This window comes from Pelomonas cellulosilytica, assembly GCF_021353265.1.
GTDB lineage: Bacteria > Pseudomonadota > Gammaproteobacteria > Burkholderiales > Burkholderiaceae_C > Pelomonas > Pelomonas cellulosilytica.
Map to the genome: position 1 here is coordinate 1 of NZ_JAJTWU010000023.1, position 16,981 is coordinate 16,981.

The 16,981-nt window shown below is 63.5% G+C and carries 14 protein-coding genes and 1 tRNA gene; 1 reads left to right on the forward strand and 14 read right to left on the reverse strand.

The window, feature by feature from the left end:
* The 4 genes from LXT13_RS28180 to rpsL all read right to left on the reverse strand — a co-directional run.
* Positions 1-123: GTP-binding protein (locus LXT13_RS28180; protein WP_017454492.1), on the reverse strand; the 123-nt coding region annotated here is incomplete at its 3' end.
* Positions 124-243: 120 nt separating this feature from the next.
* Positions 244-2,349 (reverse strand): elongation factor G, encoded by a 2,106-nt coding sequence (gene fusA / locus LXT13_RS28185; RefSeq protein ID WP_233375755.1) that lies wholly within the window; start codon positions 2,347-2,349, stop codon positions 244-246.
* 69 nt (positions 2,350-2,418) lie between these two features.
* The gene (gene rpsG, locus LXT13_RS28190; RefSeq protein WP_233375756.1) at positions 2,419-2,889 is read right to left on the reverse strand and encodes a 30S ribosomal protein S7; all 471 of its coding nucleotides are present in this window, start codon (positions 2,887-2,889) and stop codon (positions 2,419-2,421) included.
* Positions 2,890-3,036: 147 nt separating this feature from the next.
* The gene (gene rpsL / locus LXT13_RS28195; protein WP_056194784.1) at positions 3,037-3,411 is read right to left on the reverse strand and encodes a 30S ribosomal protein S12; all 375 of its coding nucleotides are present in this window, start codon (positions 3,409-3,411) and stop codon (positions 3,037-3,039) included.
* Positions 3,412-3,584: 173 nt separating this feature from the next.
* Here rpsL and LXT13_RS28200 point away from each other — a divergent pair, with 173 nt between their 5' ends.
* Positions 3,585-4,049 carry a putative toxin-antitoxin system toxin component, PIN family gene (locus LXT13_RS28200; RefSeq protein ID WP_233375758.1) on the forward strand — a complete coding sequence of 155 codons (465 nt, stop codon included), beginning with the start codon at positions 3,585-3,587 and terminating at the stop codon, positions 4,047-4,049.
* A gap of 54 nt (positions 4,050-4,103) precedes the next feature.
* On the opposite strand, the gene rpoC is transcribed toward LXT13_RS28200, so the two are convergent.
* The 10 genes from rpoC to LXT13_RS28250 form a co-directional block, all read right to left on the reverse strand.
* The gene (gene rpoC, locus LXT13_RS28205; RefSeq protein WP_233375760.1) at positions 4,104-8,321 is read right to left on the reverse strand and encodes a DNA-directed RNA polymerase subunit beta'; all 4,218 of its coding nucleotides are present in this window, start codon (positions 8,319-8,321) and stop codon (positions 4,104-4,106) included.
* A gap of 11 nt (positions 8,322-8,332) precedes the next feature.
* Complete coding sequence (rpoB, locus tag LXT13_RS28210; protein WP_233375762.1) at positions 8,333-12,454, reverse strand: DNA-directed RNA polymerase subunit beta; 4,122 nt, start codon at positions 12,452-12,454, stop codon at positions 8,333-8,335.
* 351 nt (positions 12,455-12,805) lie between these two features.
* The gene (gene rplL, locus LXT13_RS28215; RefSeq protein ID WP_025564475.1) at positions 12,806-13,186 is read right to left on the reverse strand and encodes a 50S ribosomal protein L7/L12; all 381 of its coding nucleotides are present in this window, start codon (positions 13,184-13,186) and stop codon (positions 12,806-12,808) included.
* 51 nt (positions 13,187-13,237) lie between these two features.
* Positions 13,238-13,759, reverse strand: coding sequence for a 50S ribosomal protein L10 (rplJ, locus tag LXT13_RS28220; RefSeq protein WP_233375763.1), 522 nt, complete (start codon positions 13,757-13,759; stop codon positions 13,238-13,240).
* 294 nt (positions 13,760-14,053) lie between these two features.
* Complete coding sequence (gene rplA / locus LXT13_RS28225) at positions 14,054-14,764, reverse strand: 50S ribosomal protein L1 (protein WP_233375765.1); 711 nt, start codon at positions 14,762-14,764, stop codon at positions 14,054-14,056.
* Between the two features lies 1 nt (position 14,765).
* Positions 14,766-15,203, reverse strand: coding sequence for a 50S ribosomal protein L11 (rplK, locus tag LXT13_RS28230; protein WP_088486376.1), 438 nt, complete (start codon positions 15,201-15,203; stop codon positions 14,766-14,768).
* 278 nt (positions 15,204-15,481) lie between these two features.
* Positions 15,482-16,060, reverse strand: a complete 579-nt coding sequence (nusG, locus tag LXT13_RS28235) for a transcription termination/antitermination protein NusG (RefSeq protein WP_233375767.1) — start codon at positions 16,058-16,060, stop codon at positions 15,482-15,484.
* Positions 16,061-16,071: 11 nt separating this feature from the next.
* Entirely contained in the window at positions 16,072-16,458 is a 387-nt protein-coding gene (gene secE / locus LXT13_RS28240; RefSeq protein WP_233375768.1) for a preprotein translocase subunit SecE, read from the reverse strand.
* Between the two features lie 143 nt (positions 16,459-16,601).
* Positions 16,602-16,677 (reverse strand) — tRNA-Trp (locus tag LXT13_RS28245).
* Between the two features lie 18 nt (positions 16,678-16,695).
* Positions 16,696-16,981: EF-Tu C-terminal domain-related protein (locus tag LXT13_RS28250; RefSeq protein ID WP_474100265.1), on the reverse strand; the 286-nt coding region annotated here is incomplete at its 5' end.

A 16,981-nucleotide genomic window follows, 5' to 3' on the forward strand; every position in this document is an offset into this window, starting at 1 on the left:
GCCGAACTTCTTCGACAGCACCGTCGCGATCGCGGCCGTCAGCGTGGTCTTGCCGTGGTCCACGTGACCGATCGTGCCCACGTTCACGTGCGGCTTGGTCCGTTCAAACTTGCCTTTTGCCATTTCAAATCTCCAAAAAGAGCGTGTCGCCAGTCTGTCGGTTTAGCGTTTCCGCGATGCCCGTGATTCCCGCCGACTGGCGAAACGGGCGGGTCACCGCGAAGACGATTCAGTAGAAGCGGATCAGGACTTGCCGCGCGCCGTGATGATGGCGTCGGCGACGTTCTTCGGCGCTTCGGAGTAGTGCTTGAACTCCATCGTGTAGGTGGCGCGGCCTTGCGTGGCCGAGCGCAGCGACGTGGAGTAGCCGAACATTTCGCTCAGCGGCACTTCGGCCTTGATGACCTTGCCACCGCCGACCATGTCGTCCATGCCCTGCACCATGCCACGACGGCTGGACAGGTCACCCATGACGGTACCGGCGTAGTCTTCCGGCGTTTCGACTTCCACGGCCATCATCGGCTCGAGGATGACGGGGCTGGCGCGGCGCATGGCTTCCTTGAAACCCATGGACGCGGCCATCTTGAACGCGTTTTCGTTCGAGTCCACGTCGTGGTACGAACCGAAGGTCAGCGTGGCCTTCACGTCGACGACCGGGAAGCCGGCCAGCACGCCGTTCGGCAGGCTGTCGATGATGCCCTTCTCGACCGCGGGGATGTATTCACGGGGAACCACACCGCCCTTGATGGCGTCAACGAACTCGAAGCCCTTGCCCGGCTCTTGCGGCTCGAGCGTCAGCACGACGTGACCGTACTGGCCCTTGCCGCCGGACTGGCGAACGAACTTGCCTTCGACGTCGGTCGCGGTCTTGCGGATGGTTTCGCGGTAGGCCACCTGCGGCTTGCCGACATTGGCTTCCACGCCGAACTCGCGCTTCATGCGGTCGACAATGATTTCCAGGTGCAACTCGCCCATGCCGGAGATGATGGTCTGGCCGGATTCTTCGTCCGTGCGCAGACGGAAGGACGGGTCTTCAGCAGCCAGACGACCGAGCGCCAGGCCCATCTTTTCCTGGTCGGCCTTGGTCTTCGGCTCGACAGCCTGCGAGATCACCGGCTCCGGGAAGATCATCTTTTCCAGCGTGATGATGCTGTCCGGATCGCACAGGGTTTCGCCCGTGGTGACGTCCTTCAAGCCCACGCAGGCCGCGATGTCGCCAGCCAGAATTTCCTTGATTTCCTCACGCTGGTTGGCGTGCATCTGCAGAATCCGGCCGATACGCTCCTTCTTGCCGCGGATCGGGTTGTAGACGGTCGCGCCAGATTGCAGCACGCCCGAGTACACGCGCACGAAGGTCAGCTGACCGACGTAGGGGTCGGTCATCAGCTTGAACGCCAGCGCCGAGAACTTTTCTTCGTCGGTGCGTTGACGCGTGATCGGCTTGTCGTCTTCGTCCGTGCCCGAGACCGGGGGGATGTCCAGCGGCGACGGCAAGAAGTCGATAACGGCGTCCAGCATGCGCTGCACACCCTTGTTCTTGAACGCGGTGCCACACAGCATCGGCTGGATTTCCGTCGCGATAGTGCGCTGGCGGATGGCCGTCTTGATTTCTTCCTCGGTCAGGTCGCCCGTCTCGAGGTACTTGTTCATCAGCTCTTCGGTGGCTTCGGCAGCCGCCTCGACCATCTTCTCGCGCCATTCCTGAGCCACTTCGACCAGGTCAGCAGGGATGTCTTCGAAGGTGAACTTCATGCCCTGGGACGCCTCGTCCCAGATGATGGCCTTCATCTTGAACAGGTCCACCACGCCCTTGAAGTTTTCCTCGGCGCCGATGGGAATGACCACGGGCACGGGATTGGCCTTCAGGCGGGTCTTCATCTGGTCCACGACCTTGAAGAAGTTCGCGCCGGTGCGGTCCATCTTGTTGACGAACGCGAGGCGGGGCACCTTGTACTTGTTGGCCTGGCGCCAGACGGTCTCGGACTGGGGCTGCACGCCACCCACGGCGCAGTACACCATGCAGGCGCCGTCCAGCACGCGCATGGAACGCTCCACCTCGATGGTGAAGTCCACGTGTCCGGGGGTGTCGATGATGTTGAAGCGGTGCTCGGGGTAGGACATGTCCATGCCCTTCCAGAAGCAGGTCGTCGCGGCCGACGTGATCGTGATGCCGCGCTCTTGCTCCTGCTCCATCCAGTCCATCGTGGCAGCGCCATCGTGCACTTCACCGATCTTGTGGTTCACACCGGTGTAGTAGAGGATGCGTTCGGTCGTCGTGGTCTTGCCGGCATCGATGTGCGCGGAGATACCGATGTTGCGGTAGCGCTCGATGGGGGTTTTGCGGGCCATGGTTTGCTCCAGAAGACAGGAGCCGCCAGCGGGTTGGTGTAAACCCGAGGCGGCCGAAAGGCGGTGAGTTTAGAAGCGGAAGTGCGAGAAGGCCTTGTTGGCTTCTGCCATGCGATGAACTTCGTCGCGCTTCTTCATCGCGCCGCCGCGACCTTCAGAGGCCTCCAGCAGTTCATTGGCCAGGCGTTGGGCCATCGACTTCTCACCACGCTTGCGCGCCGATTCCTTGAGCCAGCGCATGGCGAGGGCCATCCGGCGGACGGGGCGAACTTCCACGGGAACTTGGTAGTTCGCACCGCCCACACGGCGGGACTTCACTTCGACCATAGGCTTCACGTTGTTCAGGGCGACCATGAACACTTCCAGCGGGTCCTTGCCGGCCTTCTTCTCGACCTGGTCGAGGGCACCATAGATGATGCGCTCGGCAACGGCCTTCTTGCCCGATTCCATGATGACGTTCATGAACTTGGACAGATCAACGGAACCGAACTTGGGATCGGGCAGGATCTCGCGCTTGGGTACTTCGCGACGACGTGGCATGGGATTCTTCCTTCTGCTTCAGTTGGAGGGGCTTTTGCCTCGCTCCGCTGGACAACCACCAACTTCTGGGGCTTGTCCACTTACTCGGCTGCTGAACAGCCGCAACAACGTTGGATCAGTCAGTGGCGACTGAACCGAACAAACGATTTACTTCTTCGGACGCTTCGCGCCGTACTTGGAGCGCGACTGCTTGCGATCCTTGACGCCTTGCAGGTCAAGCGAACCGCGCACGATGTGGTAACGCACACCCGGCAGATCCTTCACCCGGCCGCCGCGCACCAGCACGACGCTGTGCTCTTGCAGGTTGTGGCCTTCGCCGCCGATGTAGGAAATGACCTCGAAGCCGTTGGTCAGGCGCACCTTGGCGACCTTACGCAGAGCGGAGTTCGGCTTCTTCGGCGTGGTGGTGTAGACGCGGGTGCATACACCGCGGCGCTGCGGGCAGTTCTGCATCGCAGGCGACTTGGACTTCGTGACCTCGGCTTCACGGCCGTGGCGCACGAGTTGATTGATGGTTGGCATAAAACGACTTGTTCCCGTTTGAAGTCAGTGAACTTCGGAACTCCGGGGCGCAATGTTCAGGCTTGACGGAAGCGCTTTCGCGCGCCCATGGCAAAACACGCCCAAAAGGCGAAGAGCCGGCGATTGTAGACCGTCGGGGTTGCTGGCACAAGGCCGGCGGTTAAGCTGCGCGGATGGACGTTGCGCCCTCGCCCACCCCCTCCCCCGCCAGCGGCCATGACCGCCGCCCTGGCATCGTCGTCGACACGCAGGTGGTCATGGACTGGCTCGTCTTCAACGACCCGCGCGTGCAGGCGCTCGGGGTCGCATTGCGAGCGGGCGCGGTGCGCTGGTGGGTCGCGCCGGCCATGCGCGATGAGATCCGCCACGTGCTCGGTCGCGGCGTGGCGGCGCGCTATGCGCCGGACATTGCCCTCGTCGAGGCGCATTTCGACGCGCACGCCGAGGCCGTCGAACAGGCGACGCCGTCGCCTCGCCTCGTATGCCGCGACCCGGATGACCAGAAGTTCATCGACCTGGCGCTGGCGCGCGGCGCCCACTGGCTGGTGTCACGGGACAAGGCCCTGCTGACGCTGGCCAGGCGCGCCGCGCCGCGCGGGCTGCGCATCACCAAGCCGGAGCACTGGTCGTTGGAATGAAAAAGCCGCCCACGGCGCAAACCGGGGCGGCTTGAGGGGCGGGAGCCCCAGGGCTTACTCGTCCGAGTGGCCGGCGGCGTCCACGTCCGCCATCTGCGCGGCGGCCAGTTCCTCGGCCTCCTGCAGCGCAATGGCACGGCGCTCGGCGTCGTCCATCGCTTCCTTGGCGCGGCGAGCCTCGTGGAAGGCCATGCCGGTGCCGGCGGGGATCAGGCGGCCGACGATGACGTTTTCCTTCAGGCCACGCAGCTCGTCGCGCTTGCCCATGATGGCAGCCTCGGTGAGCACGCGGGTCGTTTCCTGGAAGGACGCGGCGGAGATGAAGGAGTCCGTCGACAGCGAGGCCTTGGTGATGCCCAGCAGCACGTCGGAGTACGTGGCGGTCAGCTTGCCTTCGGCGCGCAGCTTGTCGTTGGTATCCAGCAGTTCAGAGCGCTCGACCTGCTCGTTGAGGATGTAGTGCGAGTCACCCGGGTTGGTGATGACCACACGACGCAGCATCTGGCGAACGATCACCTCGATGTGCTTGTCGTTGATCTTCACGCCCTGAAGTCGGTACACGTCCTGGACCTCGTCGACGATGTAGCGCGCCAGTTCCTCGATGCCCAGCAGGCGCAGGATGTCCTGCGGGTCTGCAGCGCCGTCGACGATCAGTTCGCCGCGGTTCACCACTTGGCCTTCGTGCACGAGGATGTTCTTTTCCTTGGGCACGAGTTCCTCGTGGGCCTTGCCGTCCGGGTCGGTGATCTGCAGGCGGATCTTGCCCTTGGTCTCCTTGCCGAACGACACGGTACCGGTCTGCTCAGCCAACACGCCGACGTCCTTCGGCGAGCGGGCTTCGAAGAGCTCGGCCACACGCGGCAGACCGCCGGTAATGTCACGGGTCTTCTGGCCTTCGACCGGGATGCGGGCGAGCACTTCACCAGGCAGCAGTTCCTGGCCGTCGCGGATCTGGATCAGCGAGCCGACCTGGAAGCCGATGGCCACCGAGTGGTCGGTACCGGGGATCTTGACCTCGTGGCCTTGCGCATCCAGCAGCTTGACCTGCGGGCGGATGATCTTGGCGGCGCCGCGGCGCTTCGGGTCGATGACGACCAGCGTCGACAGGCCGGTCACCTCGTCCACCTGCTTGGCGACGGTCACGCCTTCCTCGACGTTCTCGAACTTCGCCTGACCGGCGAATTCCGTGATGATCGGGCGGGTCAGCGGGTCCCAGTTGGCCAGCACGATACCCGCCTTGATCTGCTGGTCAGGCTTGACGTTCAGGATCGCGCCGTACGGCACCTTGTGGCGCTCGCGCTCGCGGCCGTGCGGGTCGGAGATGACGATCTCGCCAGAGCGGGAAATCACGACCAGCTCGCCCTTGCCGTTGGTCACGTAGCGCATCGTGGCGTTGAAGCCGATGATGCCGTCCGACTTGGCTTCCACGCTGGAGGCGACGGCCGCGCGGGACGCGGCGCCACCGATGTGGAAGGTCCGCATCGTCAGCTGCGTGCCCGGTTCACCGATGGACTGCGCGGCAATGACGCCCACGGCCTCACCGACGTTGACCAGGCCGCCGCGGCCGAGGTCGCGTCCATAGCACTTGGCGCACAGACCGAAGCGCGTGCCGCAGGTCAGCGGCGTGCGGACCTTGATCTCGTCGACGCCGGCCTGCTCCAGCACGTCGAGGGTGTCCTCGTCGAGCATCTTGCCGGCAGTCAGCAGCGTGGCTTGCGTCTCGGGGTGGACAACGTCGATGGCGGTCACGCGGCCCAGCACGCGGTCGCGCAGCGATTCGATGACTTCACCGCCTTCGACCAGGGCGCGCATAGCCATGCCGTTGTCGGTGCCGCAATCGTCTTCGATGACGACCAGATCCTGGGTCACGTCGACCAGACGACGCGTCAGGTAGCCGGAGTTCGCGGTCTTCAGCGCCGTATCCGCCAGGCCCTTACGAGCACCGTGGGTGGAGATGAAGTACTGCAACACGTTCAGGCCTTCACGGAAGTTCGCCGTGATGGGCGTCTCGATGATCGAGCCGTCCGGCTTGGCCATCAGGCCGCGCATGCCGGCCAGCTGGCGGATCTGGGCGGCGGAACCCCGCGCGCCCGAGTCGGCCATCATGTAGATCGAGTTGAACGACTCCTGATCAACGGTCTTGCCGTGACGGTCGATCGTCTTTTCGACCTTCAGGTGGTCCATCATCTTCTTGCCGATTTCGTCACCGGCCTTGCCCCAGATGTCCACCACCTTGTTGTAGCGCTCGCCGGCGGTCACGAGACCCGAGACGTACTGCTGCTCGATCTCCTTGACCTCGCTCTCGGCGCGCTCGATCAGCGTGTGCTTCTGCGCGGGCACCAGCATGTCATCGATGGCGATCGAGATGCCGGCGCGCGTGGCCAGGCGGAAGCCGCTTTGCAGCAGCTTGTCGGCCAGCACCACGGTTTCCTTCAGGCCGCACTTACGGAAGCTCGTGTTGATGAGACGCGAGATTTCCTTCTTCTTCAGCGCCTTGTTGATGTTCGAGAACGGCAGGCCCTTGGGCAGGATCTCGGACAGCAACGCACGGCCGACCGTGGTGTCCACGAGCTTGGTCTCGGGCTCGAACTCGCCCGTTTCCTTGTTCTTGGTCCACTCGGTCAGGCGCACGCTGATCTTGGCCGTAATCTCGACGACGCCGTTTTCCAGCGCGCGGATCACTTCGGGGATGTCCGAGAAGATCAGGCCTTCGCCCTTGCCGTTGGTGCGCTCGCGAGTGGCGTAGTACAGGCCCAGCACCACGTCTTGCGACGGGACGATGGAGGGCTCGCCGGACGCGGGGAACAGCACATTGTTGGAGGCCAGCATCAGCGTGCGGGCTTCCATCTGAGCTTCGATCGACAGCGGCACGTGAACGGCCATCTGGTCACCGTCGAAGTCGGCGTTGAAGGCCGAGCAGACGAGCGGATGCAGCTGGATGGCTTTGCCTTCGATCAGCACGGGCTCGAAGGCCTGGATGCCGAGGCGGTGCAGCGTCGGGGCGCGGTTCAGCAGGACCGGGTGTTCCTTGATGACTTCTTCAAGAATGTCCCAGACCACCGGCGTGCCGGATTCGACTTCCTTCTTCGCAGCCTTGATCGTCGTCGCGATGCCCATGGCTTCGAGACGGCTGAAGATGAAGGGCTTGAACAGCTCCAGCGCCATCAGCTTGGGCAGGCCGCACTGGTGAAGCTTCAGGTACGGACCGACGGTAATCACCGAACGGCCCGAGTAGTCCACGCGCTTGCCCAGCAAGTTCTGACGGAAACGACCGCTCTTGCCCTTGATCATGTCGGCCAGCGACTTGAGGGCACGCTTGTTCGCGCCGGTCATCGCCTTGCCGCGGCGGCCGTTGTCCAGCAGCGAGTCGACGGCTTCCTGCAGCATGCGCTTTTCGTTGCGCACGATGATCTCAGGGGCCTTCAGCTCCAGCAGACGGGCCAGGCGGTTGTTGCGGTTGATGACGCGACGGTAGAGGTCGTTCAGGTCGGAGGTCGCGAAGCGGCCGCCGTCCAGGGGGACGAGCGGACGCAGGTCCGGCGGCAGCACCGGCAGCACGTCCATGACCATCCAGTTCGGCTTGATGCCGGACTTCTTGAAGGCCTCCATGACCTTCAGGCGCTTGGAGTTCTTCTTGACCTTGAGCTCGGAGCCGGTCATGTCGTTGCGCAGGCGGTCGATCTCGATGTCGAGATCCATGTCCTCCAGCAGCTTCTTCACGCCCTCTGCGCCCATCAGCGCGATGAACTCGTCACCGTACTCGACGCGCTTCGCGTCGTAGTCGTCCTCGCTCATGATCGAGAACTTCTTCAGCGGCGTCATGCCCGGGTCGACGACGACGTAGGCTTCGAAGTACAGCACGCGCTCGATGTCGCGCAGCGTCATGTCGAGCACCAGGCCCAGACGCGACGGCAGCGACTTCAGGAACCAGATGTGGGCGCAAGGTGCGGCCAGGTCGATGTGGCCCATGCGCTCGCGGCGCACCTTGGTCTGAGTGACTTCAACGCCGCACTTCTCGCAGATGACGCCGCGGTGCTTCAGTCGCTTGTACTTGCCGCACAGGCACTCGTAGTCCTTGATCGGGCCAAAGATCTTGGCGCAGAACAGGCCGTCACGCTCGGGCTTGAAGGTGCGGTAGTTGATGGTCTCGGGCTTCTTCACCTCGCCGAACGACCAGCTGCGGATCTTCTCCGGAGAAGCCAGACCGATCTTGATGGCATCGAAATGCTCATCGGGGGTGAATTGCTTGAAAAGGTCGAGTAGTCCCTTCATGCATCTGCTCCTTAATTGCGTTCCAGTTCAATGTCGATGCCCAAGGAGCGGATTTCCTTGACCAGCACATTGAACGATTCGGGCATGCCCGCTTCGATGGCGTGTTCGCCCTTGACGATGCTTTCGTAGACCTTGGTGCGACCGTTCACGTCGTCGGACTTGACGGTCAGCATTTCCTGCAGGATGTACGAGGCGCCGTAGGCTTCCAGCGCCCAGACTTCCATTTCGCCGAAGCGCTGGCCACCGAACTGCGCCTTGCCGCCCAGCGGCTGCTGCGTGACGAGCGAGTACGGGCCGGTCGAGCGGGCGTGCATCTTGTCGTCCACCAAGTGGTGCAGCTTCAGCACGTGCATGTAGCCGACGGTGACCGGGCGCTCGAACTGCTCGCCGGTGCGGCCGTCGCACAGCCAGGCCTGCGTGCGGGTCTCGGTCAGGCCCTTCTTGGCAGCGATATCGTCCGGGTAGGCCAGCTTCAGCATGCCGCGGATTTCCTCTTCCTTGGCGCCGTCAAAGACCGGTGTCGCGAAGGGCACGCCCTTGGACAGGTTCTCGGCCATTTCCAAGACCTCGGCGTCCGTCAGGTCGTCGATGTTCTCGGTCTTGCCGCCGCTCTGGTTGTAGAGCTCGTCGAACAGCTTGCGCAGCTCAGCCACCTTGCTGTGCTGCTGCAGCATGTCGCCGATGCGCTGCCCGATGCCCTTGCCGGCCCAGCCCAGATGCACTTCCAGCACCTGACCCACGTTCATCCGCGACGGGACGCCCAGCGGGTTCAGCACGATGTCGGCAGGCGTACCGTCGGCCATGTAGGGCATGTCCTCGATCGGGGTGACCTTGGACACCACACCCTTGTTGCCGTGACGGCCGGCCATCTTGTCGCCAGGCTGCAGGCGGCGCTTGACGGCCAGGTAGACCTTGACCATCTTCAGCACGCCGGCGGGCAGCTCATCGCCTTGCGTCAGCTTCTTGCGCTTCTCTTCGAAGGCCAGGTCGAAGCTGTGACGCGTCTGGTCCAGCGCGTTCTTGATCGACTCGAGCTGATTGGCAACTTCTTCTTCGGCCGGGCGCACGTCGAACCAGTGGAACTTCTCGACCGAGGCCAGGTACTCCTTGTCGATCTTCGTGCCCTTGGCGATCTTCTGCGGGCCGCCATTGGCGATCTTGCCGACCAGCAGCTTCTCGATACGGTCGAAGGCGTCGCTCTCGACGATGCGCAGTTGGTCGTTCAGGTCCAGGCGGTAGCGCTTGAGCTCGTCGTCGATGATCTGCTGGGCGCGCTTGTCGCGCTGGATGCCTTCACGGGTGAAGACCTGCACGTCAATGACGGTGCCGCTGGTGCCCTGGTCGACGCGCAGCGACGTGTCCTTCACGTCAGACGCCTTCTCGCCGAAGATCGCGCGCAGCAGCTTCTCTTCCGGCGTCAGCGTGGTCTCGCCCTTCGGCGTGACCTTGCCGACCAGCACGTCGCCCGGGTTCACCTCGGCACCGATGTAGACGATGCCGGACTCATCCAGACGGCCCAGCTGTTGCTCGGACAGGTTCGGGATATCGCGGGTGATTTCCTCGGCGCCCAGCTTGGTGTCACGCGCGTTGACGACCAGCTCCTCGATGTGGATCGAGGTGTAGCGGTCTTCGGCGATGACGCGTTCGCTGATGAGGATCGAGTCCTCGAAGTTGTAGCCGTTCCACGGCATGAACGCGACCAGCATGTTCTGGCCCAGGGCCAGTTCACCGATGTCGGTGGAAGCGCCGTCGGCAATGATGTCCTCGGCCGCCACCTTGTCGCCACGGCGCACGATCGGGCGCTGGTGGATGTTGGTGTTCTGGTTGGAACGCTGGTACTTGATCAGGTTGTAGATGTCGACACCGACCTCACCGGCCACGGTCTCGTCATCGTTCACGCGGATCACGATGCGGTTGGTGTCGACATAGTCGACCACGCCGCCGCGGCGAGCCGCGACCACCGTGCCCGAGTCCTTCGCCGCGACGCGCTCGACGCCCGTACCGACAAAGGCCTTCTCGGGACGCAGCACCGGCACGGCCTGGCGCTGCATGTTGGCGCCCATCAGCGCGCGGTTCGCGTCGTCGTGCTCCAGGAAGGGCACCAGCGAGGCGGCGACCGACACGATCTGCGTAGGCGCCACGTCCATGTACTGGATGCGCTCCGGCGACGTCAGCACCGATTCGCCGTTTTCACGGGCAGAGACCAACTCGTCGGTCAGCGAACCTTCGGCGTTCAGCGTCGCATTGGCCTGCGCGATGACGTACTTGCCTTCCTCGATGGCGGACAGGTAGTCGATCTGGTCGGTGACCTTGCCGTCCACGACGCGACGGTACGGCGTTTCCAGGAAGCCGTATTCGTTCAGTTGCGCGTACAAGGCCAGCGAGTTGATCAGGCCGATGTTCGGGCCTTCCGGCGTTTCGATTGGGCAGACGCGACCGTAATGGGTCGGGTGCACGTCACGGACTTCGAAGCCGGCGCGCTCGCGGGTCAGACCGCCCGGGCCGAGGGCCGAGACGCGACGCTTGTGCGTGATCTCGGACAGCGGGTTGGTCTGGTCCATGAACTGGGACAGCTGCGACGCACCGAAGAACTCCTTCAGCGCCGCGGAGATCGGCTTGGAGTTGATCAGGTCGTGCGGCATCAGCGCTTCGGTCTCGGCCTGGCCCAGACGCTCCTTGACGGCCTTCTCGATGCGAGCGAGACCCGAGCGGTACTGGTTCTCGGCCAGTTCGCCGACACAACGGACGCGACGGTTGCCCAGGTGGTCGATGTCGTCCACTTCACCGCGGCCATTGCGCAGTTCGACGAGGATCTTGACGACGTCAAGGATGTCCTCGTTGGAGAGGTTCATCGTGCCTTCCGGCGTGTCACGGCCGACACGCGCGTTGAACTTCATGCGGCCGACGCGGCTCAGGTCGTAGGTGTCGGTGCTGTAGAACAGGCGGTTGAACAGGGCCTCGACGGCGTCTTCCGTCGGCGGCTCGCCGGGGCGCATCATGCGGTAGATGGCGACACGAGCCGCCAGCTGGTCCGACGTTTCGTCAGACGCCAGCGTCTGCGAGATGTAGGCGCCTTCGTCCAGTTCGTTGGTGTAGAGGCACTGGATTTCCTTGACGCCTGCCGCGCGCAGCTTCTTCAGCAGCGCTTCGGTCAGCTCGTCATTGGCCTTGGCGATGATCTCGCCGGTGTCGGCGTCGATCATGTTCTTGGCCAGCACGCGGCCGACCAGGAAGTCTTCCGGCACGGAGATGTGCTGCGTGCCGGACTGCTCCAGCTGGCGCACATGGCGAGCAGTGATGCGCTTGTCCTTCTCGACGATGACGGCACCCGACTTGTCGACGATGTCGAAGCGGGCGACTTCACCCTTCAGGCGATCGGCGACGAATTCGAGCTGCGCGCCGACGTCCATCAGGCGGAAGTTGTCGAACACGAAGAAGTGGGCCAGGATCTGCTCGGGGTTCAGGCCGATGGCCTTCAGCAGGATCGTGACCGGCATCTTGCGGCGGCGGTCGACGCGGAAGTACAGGATGTCCTTCGGGTCGAACTCGAAGTCCAGCCAGGAGCCGCGGTAGGGAATGATGCGGGCGCTGAACAGCAGCTTGCCCGACGAGTGCGTCTTGCCCTTGTCGTGCTCGAAGAACACGCCCGGCGAACGGTGCAGCTGCGACACGATGACGCGCTCGGTGCCGTTGACGATGAAGGAGCCGTAGTCGGTCATCAAGGGCACTTCGCCCATGTAGACCTCTTGCTCCTTGATCTCCTTGACGGTCTTCGCCTGGGGCGATTCACGGTCGTAGATGATCATTTGCAGGCGCGCGCGCACGGCGGCTGCGTAGGTCAACCCCCGCTGCTGGCACTCGCGGGTGTCGAACGGCGGCTTGGCGATGTTGTACTCAAGGAACTTCATCTCGACGAAACCGTTGTGCGAAACAATCGGGAACGCCGACAGGAAAGCCGCCTGCAGCCCTTCGGGCTTGCGTTTGGCGGGGGCCACGTCCTTCTGCAGGAAGGCCACGTAGCTGTCCTTCTGCATCGTGAGCAGGTAAGGAACGTTGAGAACGCTCTCGCGCTTGCCGAAGCTCTTGCGGATCCGCTTGCGCTCGGTGTAGCTGTAGGGGGTTGCTTGCGCCATAAACACTCCGTGTCGAGTGCGCCCCCGGCCGTGGGACGCACCGCGTCGGCGACTGGCTGGCTCACGCACCCAGGACGGGTGGCTGCCTAGCTTGGTGGTTGGCCACTACCAACCGCTGGCGGACAACTCTGGCCTCGCGTTGAAGGCTTACCAAAGTCCGACCAAACTGGTTCTCTGCAGTCGGATCAGAGAACACGTGAAAGAACCGCGCATCATACGCCGCGCGGCTCTTTCAGCTGTTCTCCACGGGATAAACCCGCAAAGACAAAAAAGGGGAAGCCCGAAGGCGACCCCTTTTTTGAATCCGGACAAACCGGATTCGGTCGGCGGGGCCAGGCCCGCCGCACCGATTTACTTCATTTCGGCCTTGGCGCCGGCTTCGACCAGCTTCTTGACAGCGGCTTCGGCATCGGCCTTGGAGATGCCTTCCTTGACGTTCTTCGGAGCGCCGTCGACCAGGTCCTTGGCTTCCTTCAGGCCCAGGCCCGTGATTTCGCGGACGGCCTTGATGACGCCGACCTTCTGGGCGCCAGCGTCGGTCAGAACGACGTTGAACTCGGTCTTCTCTTCAGCGGCGGCAGCGGCACCACCAGCGGCGCCACCGGCAGCCGGAGCAGCCATCGAAGCGGCGGACACGCCGAACTTCTCTTCAATTGCCTTGACCAGGTCGTTCAGTTCCAGGACGGTCATGCTGTCCAGGGCGGTCAGGAAAGCGTCTTTATCGAATGCCATGATGTGTTCCTAAATAACAGATGGTTTGCGTATGAACGCGGTGTTCGTCGATCAGGCCGCAGGCGCTTCGGCGGCGGCTTCGGCGCCACCACCACGCTGTTGGGCCAGGGCAGCCAGCACGGCCGCGGTGCGCTGCACCGGCGACTTGAGCAGGCCGGCGATTTGCGACAGCAGCACTTCCTTGCTCGGGACGGATGCCAGCGCCTTCACGCCGTTCACGTCCAGAGCCTTGCCGCCGTAGGCACCGCCCTTGATGACGAGCTTGTCGTTGGTCTTGGCAAAGTCAGCGATGACTTTGGCAGCCGCGACAGCGTCTTCCGAAAAGCCGTAGATCAGCGGACCGACCATGCTCTCCGAGGCAGCCTCGAACGGGGTGCCGGCGACGGCGCGACGGGCCAGGGTGTTCTTCAGCACGTGAAGATAGACACCCTTGGACCGTGCGTCGACGCGCAGCTTGTTCAAGGCTTCCACGGTGAGGCCACGGTACTCGGCCAGCGCAAGCGTTTGCGACTTGGCGGCTTGCGCTGCCACGTCGCTCACGACGGCTGCTTTCTCGTTGCGATTGAGACTCAAGGTCTACTCCTCACATTTGCCCTTTCGGCCATCAGGCCTTGGGGCGCCAGGATTCAGCGACCATCTGATGAGAAACACGTCAGGAACGAGCTTCATTCAGCGGGACCGCCATCTGCGCTGGTTCTCGACCACCGACGGATCGGCAGCTTCGATTTAAGGGGTCTCCACCAGCGGTCTTGGATGACGCGCGATGCCGGCAAACCGGTATCGCGCCCCACCAATCTTTGATGCCCGGGGCCAGACTCGCCCCGCGCAGATTCTTCGTCAGCCAGGCCATGAGGGCCCGGCCGACACTCAGGCTGCGGAGGCCTGAGCGTTGATCGAGGCGATTTCGACGCGGGCGCCAACGCCCATCGTCGAGGACACGGCCACCTTGCGCAGGTAGATGCCCTTGCTCGACGCCGGCTTGGCCTTGTTCAGGGCTTCGATCAGCGCGCGCAGGTTGCCTTCCAGCTTGTCGGTGTCGAACGAGCGACGGCCGATGGTGCCGTGGATGATGCCGGCCTTGTCGACGCGGAACTGGACTTGGCCAGCCTTGGCGTTCTTGACGGCGGTGGCAACGTCCGGGGTCACGGTACCGACCTTCGGGTTCGGCATCAGGCCGCGCGGGCCGAGGATCTGACCCAGCGTACCGACGACACGCATCGTGTCGGGCGAGGCGATGACGACGTCGAAGGGCATGTCGCCCGCCTTGACGCGCTCGGCCAGGTCTTCCATGCCGACGACGTCGGCACCGGCGGCCTTGGCTTCCTCAGCCTTGGCGCCCTGGGCGAACACGGCGACGCGCTTGGTCTTGCCGGTGCCGTTGGGCATCACGACGGCGCCACGAACGACCTGGTCGGACTTCTTGGCGTCGATGCCAAGCTGCACGGCCACGTCGATGGACTCGTCGAACTTGGCGGTCGCCAGACCCTTCACGAGATCCAGGGCTTCAGCGAGCGGGTACAGCTTGGTCGACTCGACCTTGCCAGCCAGCGCCTTTTGCTTCTTGGTGAGCTTGGCCATGTCAGACACCCTCCACGATGATGCCCATCGAACGGGCGGAGCCAGCGATGGTCTTGACCGCGGCGTCCAGGTTGGCGGCCGTCAGGTCCTTGGTCTTGATCTTGGCGATCTCTTCCAGCTGGGCGCGGGTCAGCTTGCCGACCTTGTCCAGGTGGGGGCGCTGCGAGCCCTTTTCGATCTTGGCGGCCTTCTTCAGCAGCACGGTCGCCGGGGGCGACTTGATGACGAAGGTGAAGCTCTTGTCGGCGAAGGCGGTGATGACCACCGGCAGCTTCATGCCGGGCTCGAAGCCGGCGCCGGACGTCTGGGCGTTGAACGCCTTGCAGAACTCCATGATGTTCAGGCCACGCTGACCCAGCGCGGGACCCACCGGCGGCGAAGGATTTGCCTTGCCGGCCGGAATTTGCAGCTTGATGAAGCCGACAATCTTCTTGGCCATGATTTCTCCAATCCAGTGACACCGCGGCCTGCGGGATCACCTGAGTGCTAGCGCATCGGACTCGGGCCTCTCTCGAGAATCGACCCTTACCTTTGCTCCTCTTGTCCGCCTCTCGTTGCGGACTGGTCACGGGCCGACGTTGGGGACGCCGACCGAACCCATGATTCTACTCTGGTGCTCGAATATTGGGCAACTGCGCCTGCATTGAGCACCGAGGACGCCGGTCAGACTTTTGCCTTAGCCCTGCGGGCAGCGGCGAAAAGTTCGACGACGTGTAGTCAGACCTTTTCGACCTGGGCGAAGTCGAGCTCCACCGGCGTGGCACGCCCGAAGATCGTGACCGACACCCGCACCTTGGACTTGTCGTAGTTGACTTCCTCGACGGAGCCATTGAAGTCGGTGAAGGGGCCTTCCTTGACGCGCACGATCTCGCCGACCGTCCACTCGACCTTCGGCCGGGGCTTCTCGACGCCTTCCTGCATCTGGTTGACGATCTTCATGACCTCGGCCTCCGAGATGGGCGCCGGGCGGTTCTTGGCGCCACCGACGAAGCCCGTCACCTTGGACGTGTGCTTCACCAGGTGCCAGGAGTCGTCGTCCATGACCATCTCGACCAGCACGTAGCCCGGGAAGAAGCGGCGCTCGGTGACGGCCTTCTTGCCGTTCTTCAGCTCGACGACTTCTTCGGTCGGCACGAGGATGCGGCCGAACTTGTCCTGCATGCCGGCGCGGTCGATGCGCTCGCGCAGGTTGCGCTCGACAGCCTTCTCCATGCCCGAATAGGCATGGACGACATACCAGCGCTTGGGCAGGCCAGCAGGCGCCTCGGCGGCGGCGACGTTTTGCTCTTCGCTCATCTCGTTCCTTCTCAGCGCTTCCAGCCCAGGATCAGGTCGTACAGCACCCACTCCAGCGTCTTGTCCGTCAGCCACAGGAACAGCGCCATGACGACGACGAAGGCGAACACGTAGCCCGTCATCTGGGTGGCTTCCTTGCGGGTCGGCCAGACGACCTTCTTGACCTCGCGGATCGAATCGCGACCGTAGGCAATCAGCGCCTTGCCATGCTCGGACGTGAAGAAGGCTGCCACGCCTGCAGCCAGCAGCACCAGCAGCGAGGCCCACTGCACCAGTGCACCTTGCTTGGACAGGCCGTAGTAGGCCGCCAGCGCGCCGATCAGCAGCAGCACCGCAACGGCCAGCTTGGCCTTGTCGGCACCGCTCGTCACGGTCTCGACTTGGGGAGGATTCGCCATTACTTGTCTTTCACGCGCCGCCTTTGCAGCGGCTTCTTCGGGTGCTGCCGGGGCTGTCGCCATCAGCAGCAAGGCCCGCCGAGATCACTCTCGCGGGCCGATGCTGGGTTGCCAGGGAGCCAACCGCCGTGATCAGTGGCGGGTGGCAGGGGCAGAGGGTCTCGAACCCCCAACCTTCGGTTTTGGAGACCGACGCTCTGCCAATTGAGCTATGCCCCTGTGGCCTTGAAAACTAGCTTACTCGATGATCGTGGCGACGACGCCGGAGCCGACGGTACGGCCACCTTCACGGATGGCGAAGCGCAGGCCGGTTTCCATCGCGATCGGGGCGATCAGCTTCACGGTGATGCCGACGTTGTCGCCAGGCATGACCATTTCCTTGTCCTTCGGCAGCTCCACAGCACCCGTCACGTCCGTCGTGCGGAAGTAGAACTGGGGACGGTAGTTGTTGAAGAACGGGGTGTGGCGGCCGCCCTCTTCCTTCGACAGCACGTAGATCTCGGCCGTGAAGTGGGTGTGCGGC